General features: G+C 55.8%; 5 protein-coding genes. All 5 read left to right on the forward strand.

All coding sequences use genetic code 11. From position 1 onward, the window contains the following. The first annotated feature begins 333 nt into the window (after positions 1–333). The 5 genes from trxC to ACLQ7H_RS13245 all read left to right on the forward strand — a co-directional run bounded on the left by trxC (position 334) and on the right by ACLQ7H_RS13245 (position 6,302). A complete protein-coding gene (gene trxC, locus ACLQ7H_RS13225; RefSeq protein ID WP_021807597.1) occupies positions 334–753 on the forward strand; it encodes a thioredoxin TrxC in 420 nt (139 codons plus the stop codon). 116 nt (positions 754–869) lie between these two features. Continuing rightward, positions 870–1,574, forward strand: coding sequence for a tRNA-uridine aminocarboxypropyltransferase (locus tag ACLQ7H_RS13230; RefSeq protein WP_411753070.1), 705 nt, complete (start codon positions 870–872; stop codon positions 1,572–1,574). 49 nt (positions 1,575–1,623) lie between these two features. After that, positions 1,624–4,275 carry a bifunctional acetate--CoA ligase family protein/GNAT family N-acetyltransferase gene (locus ACLQ7H_RS13235; protein WP_411753071.1) on the forward strand — a complete coding sequence of 884 codons (2,652 nt, stop codon included), beginning with the start codon at positions 1,624–1,626 and terminating at the stop codon, positions 4,273–4,275. A 153-nt stretch (positions 4,276–4,428) separates the two neighbouring features. Continuing rightward, complete coding sequence (gene pssA / locus ACLQ7H_RS13240) at positions 4,429–5,784, forward strand: CDP-diacylglycerol--serine O-phosphatidyltransferase (RefSeq protein ID WP_411753072.1); 1,356 nt, start codon at positions 4,429–4,431, stop codon at positions 5,782–5,784. Between the two features lie 185 nt (positions 5,785–5,969). Next, positions 5,970–6,302, forward strand: a complete 333-nt coding sequence (locus ACLQ7H_RS13245; protein WP_411753073.1) for a YfiM family lipoprotein — start codon at positions 5,970–5,972, stop codon at positions 6,300–6,302. Positions 6,303–6,462 lie beyond the last annotated feature (160 nt).

Here is a 6,462-nt window from a genome sequence, read left to right on the forward strand (position 1 = left end):
CGTTCATTGTCTTCTCCACCAACGCGCAGGGCGCGAAGATTACCTGATGTTGGTGCGCTAAGCCACCAACTTGCGCTAAAAGCTAGCATCTATCAAATTCATCGAACAAATCACTTGGTCGAATGCCGCGCTTTTAACGATAATAAGCAACATTAAAGATACATTTACCCTATGGATTTCAAGTTGCAGCTAGGCGATAAGCTTGCTCATCCCCAGGAACTTACTTTTGGGTAAGTGACTGGGGTGAGCAAGCGCAGGTAACAACGCTGCAGCTTGAAAGACGACGGGTATATTCGTAGCCAGTTTCGCTGCGTCACCCCCCCTGAGGTAATCATGAATACAGTTTGTGCAGCTTGTAATGCCACCAACCGCGTGCCGGAAGAACGTCTGGCGGACGGTGCTAAATGTGGCCGCTGCGGCCATGAATTGTTCGACGGTGAAGTGATTAACGCCACCGCTGCCACGTTGGACCAGCTCCTGCAAGACGACTTGCCGATCGTGGTCGATTTCTGGGCCCCGTGGTGTGGCCCGTGCCGCAGCTTCGCGCCGATCTTTGAAGACGTGGCACAGGAGCGTGCTGGCAAGGTGCGCTTCGTGAAGGTCAATACCGAAGCCGAACCCGAGTTGAGCGCCCGCTTCCGCATTCGCAGCATCCCCACCATCATGGTATTCCGTGAAGGCAAGATGGTCGATATGCTCAACGGCGCGATGCCGAAAGCGCCGTTCGATAACTGGCTTAACGAGCTAGTTTAACGCAAAAGCGCTTACTATGCCGCCAGTTGTTGTCGGCATAACATCGCCTGGATAGCCCGTGCGCCCCTCCCGCCGGGCTTTTTTCTGCGCTACAATGGCGGTTTTTCAGGATAGTTATGACTGACAACGCCGTACTTCGTCTGCGCCAACACCGTTTAGACCGCGCCACCCGCCCGTTTCTGGCGAGGGGTTGCCGCGCCGTGCGCTGTCAGGGTTGTTTGCTGCCGCAGCAAAACTGCCTGTGTGCCACCATCAAACCGCAGCAGGCCAACAGCCGCTTCTGCCTGATCATGTTCGGCGCAGAACCGTTAAAACCCAGCAATACCGGCCGCCTGATCGCCGATATCCTACCTGATACCCTGGCGTTTACCTGGTCACGCACCGAAGTCGATCCGGGCCTGCTGGCAGCCATCAACGATCCCACTCGTCAACCCTACGTGGTATTCCCGGCCTCTTATGCCGATGCGGATCGCCCGGTGGTTAGCAGCGTGCCCACCGGAGGCAAACCCCCACTATTTATCATGCTCGACGGTACCTGGTCGGAAGCGCGCAAGATGTTCCGTAAAAGCCCCTATCTGAATCAGTTCCCGGTCTTTTCACTGAACGTGTTGGCCTCATCAGACTATTTGCTACGTGTTGCCAGCCGCCCCGAACAGCACTGTACGGCAGAGGTGGCTGCCGCCCTGCTGCAACAGGCGGGGGATGAACAGGCCGCGACCGGGCTGAGCCAACATTTCAATTACTTCCGTGAACAGTATCTGGCCGGGAAACCTCACCGCCCAGAGGCACCGGTCACAGCAAATCAGCCACAAAGCGCCTAGAATCAGACGATAATTTGCCTCTTTCAGGTAAACCGATCAGGAGCCGCACATGAGCCAGAGAGGGTTAGAAGCGCTATTACGTCCCAAATCGATTGCCGTGCTCGGCGCTTCGCAACAGCCCGGCCGGGCTGGCTACCTGATGATGCGCAATCTGCTGGCTGGCGGATTTACCGGCCCGATACTGCCGGTCACGCCTCGCTACAAGGCAGTCTGTGGCGTGATGGCTTATCCCGACGTGGCCAGCCTGCCGTTAACTCCCGACTTGGCCGTGCTGTGTACCAATGCCCAGCGTAACCTGGCACTGATCGAAGCCCTGGGTGAACGCGGCTGCAAAACCGCCATCGTACTTTCCTCCCCCGTGGAACAATTCGCCGAGCTGAAGGCCACCGCACAACATTACTCAATGCGCCTGCTGGGGCCAAATAGCCTGGGCTTGCTGGCGCCTTGGCAAGGGATCAACGCCAGCTTTTCGCCGGTCCCCATTCAGAAAGGCAAGCTGGCGTTTATCTCCCAGTCTGCCGCCGTGGCGAACACCATTCTGGACTGGGCGCAACAACGGGAGGTTGGCTTCTCCTACTTCATCGCGTTAGGGGATAGCCTGGATATCGACGTCGACGATCTGCTCGACTTCCTGGCCCGCGACAGCAAAACCAGCGCCATTCTGCTGTATCTGGAAAACATCAACGACGCGCGGCGTTTCCTTTCTGCCTCCCGTAGTGCCTCGCGCAATAAGCCTATCCTGGTGATCAAAAGTGGCCGTAGCCAACAGGCGCAGCTACTGCTCAACAGCCAGCAGGGACTGGACGCCGCCTACGATGCTGCGATCCAACGCGCCGGTTTGCTGCGTGTGCAGGATACTCACGAGCTATTTTCCGCCGTGGAAACCTTAAGCCATATGCACCCGCTGCGCGGTGAGCGGCTAATGATTATCAGCAACGGCGCGGCCCCCGCAGCCATGGCGCTGGATGAATTACTCTCCCGCAACGGTAAGCTGGCAACGTTGACGGATGAGACTCAGGAGAAGCTGAGCTCTGCCCTGCCGGAGTTTATCCGCCCAGGAAATCCTATCGATCTGCGTGATGATGCAACCCCCAAGCGCTATCTGGCCGCTCTGCAACCGCTGCTCGACAGCCACGACTATGACGCCCTGCTGTTGATCCATGCCCCTAGCGCCGCCTCTCCGGGCACTGAGACCGCCGAACGGCTGATCGAGGCCATCCGCCAGCACCCACGCGGTAAACGCATTACGCTGTTAACCAACTGGTGCGGCGAATACTCCTCTCAGGAAGCCCGCCGCCTGTTTACCGAGGCCGGGATCCCAACCTACCGAACGCCAGAAGGTGCCGTCACCGCGTTTATGCATATGGTGGAATACCGCCGTAACCAGAAGCAGCTGAAGGAAACTCCGGCGTTACCGATCGGGCTTACGGCCAATACCGCCGCAGCACACCAGTTAATCCATCAGGCATTGGCCGAAGGGGCTAGCCAACTGGATACCCATGAAGTCCAACCGATTTTGCAGGCTTACGGCCTCAGTACCTTGCCAACCTGGATTGCCAGTGACAGCGCCGAAGCGGTACACATTGCCGAACAGATTGGCTACCCGGTGGCGCTGAAACTACGCTCTCCGGATATCTCGCATAAATCCGAGGTGCAGGGGGTCATGCTTTATTTGCGTACCGCCACCGAAGTGCAGCGGGCGGCGGAAGCGATCCTCGATCGAGTGAAGCGCACTTATCCGCAAGCGCGCATACACGGCCTGTTAGTGCAAAGCATGGCCAACCGTGCCGGAGCACAAGAATTACGGATTGCCGTTGAACAGGACGCGACCTTCGGCCCGCTGATCATGCTGGGCGAAGGCGGCATCGAATGGCGCAAGGAAAACCAGGTCGCCGTTGCCTTGCCACCGCTGAATATGGCGCTGGCGCGTTATCTGGTGTTGCAGGCAGTGAAAGGGGGAAAAATCCGTGGGCGCAGTGCGTTGCGGCCGCTTGATATCCCCGGCTTAAGCCGCCTGTTGGTGCAGGTTTCCAACCTGATCCTTGACTGCCCAGAGATCTCACGCCTCGATATTCATCCGGTATTAGCCTCTGGCAGCGAATTTACCCTGCTGGACGTTTCCATGCAGTTAACGCCTTTCAGTGGCGATCCACAGGCGCGTCTGGCGATCCGCCCTTATCCCCATGAACTGGAAGAAACCATTGAATTAAAAGACGGTTCTCAATGTCTGTTCCGCCCGATCCTGCCGGAGGATGAACCGGCGCTGAAGCACTTTATCGACCGGGTCACCAAGGAAGATCTCTATTATCGCTACTTTAGTGAGATCAACGAGTTTAGCCATGACGATTTGGCGAACATGACCCAAATCGACTACGATCGAGAAATGGCTTTCGTGGCGGTACGGGATGGCGAAGAGATCATCGGCGTGACGCGCGCCCTGTCAGATCCGGACAACACCGACGCCGAATTCGCCGTGCTGGTGCGTTCCGATCTGAAAGGCTTAGGCTTGGGCCGACAGCTATTGATGAAAATGATCGGCTATGCTCGAGCGCAAGGTCTGACCCGCCTGACAGGCATTACCATGCCCAATAACCGTGGAATGGTCACGCTGGCGCAAAAGCTGGGGTTCAAGGTCGATGTGCAAATTGACGAAGGGATTGTCAATTTAACCCTGCCGCTACAGGATGGGGCGACGCCGTGACCGCTGTCGCAATGTAATATGAATCCATTACTTAACGCCAAAACATACGCACAATCGGCACAACTAGTGGTATTATCGCCCGATTGTTCGAAGCATTTTATTCATGGAAGTGGCGTTCCGGCCATCCAAATATGAGAGAAGAAGCGCACTGTGATGTTGTCAAAATTTAAACGTAGCAAACATCAACAACACCTTGCACAACTGCCCAAACTCCCCCAGACGGTTGCTGATGTCCGTACCCTTTATACGCCGGCTGATTTCCGTGCAACGTTGCTGGAATCGATCGCTAACGCAACAACCCGCATTTATCTGGTAGCGCTCTATCTGGAGCATGACGATGCGGGCCGCGACATCCTCAATGCGCTCTATCAAGCCAAGCAGCAGCGCCCTGAGCTGGAAATCTGCGTATTGGTTGACTGGCATCGTGCTCAACGTGGGCGTATCGGTGCAGCAGCGGCGAATACCAATGCCGACTGGTACTGCGCTATGGCTGCACAGCACCCGCAGGTTTCGGTGCCGATTTACGGCGTTCCGGTCAATACTCGCGAAGCGCTGGGCGTGCTGCATTTGAAGGGCTTTGTCGTTGACGATACGGTGATCTACAGCGGTGCCAGTATTAATGATGTCTATCTGCACCAGCACGAGAAGTATCGTTACGATCGCTATCAGCTGATCACCAATAATCTGTTGGCGGTGACCCTGTGCGATTACATCAAACAGCATCTGTTAACCGCCGGTGCCGTACAGCGTCTTGATCGTGATGACAGACCCAAAAGCCTGGAGATCAAGAACGAAACCCGCCTGTTTCGCTTTGCCCTACGCCGTGCCGCCTATCAATTTCAGGGGAACGCCGGTAATGATGAGCTGGCCGTCACTCCGTTAGTCGGCCTGGGTAAACAGAGCATTCTGAACAAAACGATCCACCACCTGATGTCCAGCACCGATCAGAAACTGACGTTGTGCACGCCTTACTTCAACCTGCCAGCCTTGCTGGTGCGCAATATCATTTATCTGCTGCGCCAAGGGAAACAGGTGGAAATCATCGTAGGTGACAAGACGGCCAATGACTTCTACATTCCTGAAGATCAGCCGTTCAAGATTATCGGCGCGCTACCCTATCTCTACGAAATCAACCTGCGCCGCTTCCTGAGCCGCCTGCAACGCTATGTTGATACCGGCCAGCTGATTGTGCGCCTGTGGAAAGACGGCGATAACAGCTATCACCTGAAAGGGATGTGGGTCGATGATGAGTGGCAGTTGATCACCGGTAACAACCTCAACCCGCGCGCCTGGCGGCTGGATCTGGAGAACGCCATCCTGATCCACGATCCCAAGCACGAAATGCACGAACAACGGCATAAAGAGTTGGAAACGATCCGCACCCATACCACGGTGGTGGGCCACTATCTCGAATTGCAAAGCATTCAGGAATATCCGGTCAAGGTACGCAAACTGATCCGTCGTCTGCGCCGGATCCGTATTGATCGCTTGATTAGCCGTATATTGTAATTTCATGTCACCGATACCCTATGAATTTCAAGTTGCAGCTAGGCGACAAGTGCGTGTGTCCCCAGGAGCTTACTTTAGTAAGTGACTGGGGCTCACGCACGCAGGTAACAACGCTGCAGTTTGAAAGGCGACGGGTATGGCAATGCCGGGCTTTTTTGTACATTTTGAGACAGGATGTTTTCACTATGCGCCCACTCCGCCCGTTTATCCTCCTCCCGGTACTGTTGTTCTCCAGTGGCTGTACCCATATGGCCAAAGACAACTGGACCGGCAAAGACAAGGCTCAACACTTTGTGGCCTCCGCTGCATTTGCCGCCGCTGGCGCGGCCTATGGCGATCACCAGAACTGGAATGAGGCACGTAGCCGCAGTTTTGGCCTGCTATTTTCGATTGGCTTGGGCGCGGCGAAAGAGCTGTATGACAGTCGGGAAGGCGGTACGGGCTGGAGCTGGAAGGATTTTGCCTGGGATGTGGCTGGTGCTGCGACGGGATACAGTATTTATCATCTGGCACGTTGAGGGTCAGTTAATTTTAGCCAGATCGAGTAATGACCCCTCACCCTAACCCTCTCCCACGGGAAGAGGGAACCGATCGAGTCCGCTGATATTCCTGCGCAATACCCCATCTTTCTTCTTACTCACCACTTCCCGAAGCGGCATGTGCTCACCCACGATACCG

It is taken from the genome of Serratia sp. (in: enterobacteria) (assembly GCF_046715635.1).
Taxonomy (GTDB): Bacteria; Pseudomonadota; Gammaproteobacteria; order Enterobacterales; family Enterobacteriaceae; genus Chania.

Bases quoted from the DNA above. Each gene is read 5' to 3' on its own strand.
- trxC (WP_021807597.1), top strand. From the start codon at position 334: ATGAATACAGTTTGTGCAGCTTGTAATGCCACCAACCGCGTGCCGGAA.
- ACLQ7H_RS13230 (WP_411753070.1), top strand. From the start codon at position 870: ATGACTGACAACGCCGTACTTCGTCTGCGCCAACACCGTTTAGACCGC.
- ACLQ7H_RS13235 (WP_411753071.1), top strand. From the start codon at position 1,624: ATGAGCCAGAGAGGGTTAGAAGCGCTATTACGTCCCAAATCGATTGCC.
- pssA (WP_411753072.1), top strand. From the start codon at position 4,429: ATGTTGTCAAAATTTAAACGTAGCAAACATCAACAACACCTTGCACAA.
- ACLQ7H_RS13245 (WP_411753073.1), top strand. From the start codon at position 5,970: ATGCGCCCACTCCGCCCGTTTATCCTCCTCCCGGTACTGTTGTTCTCC.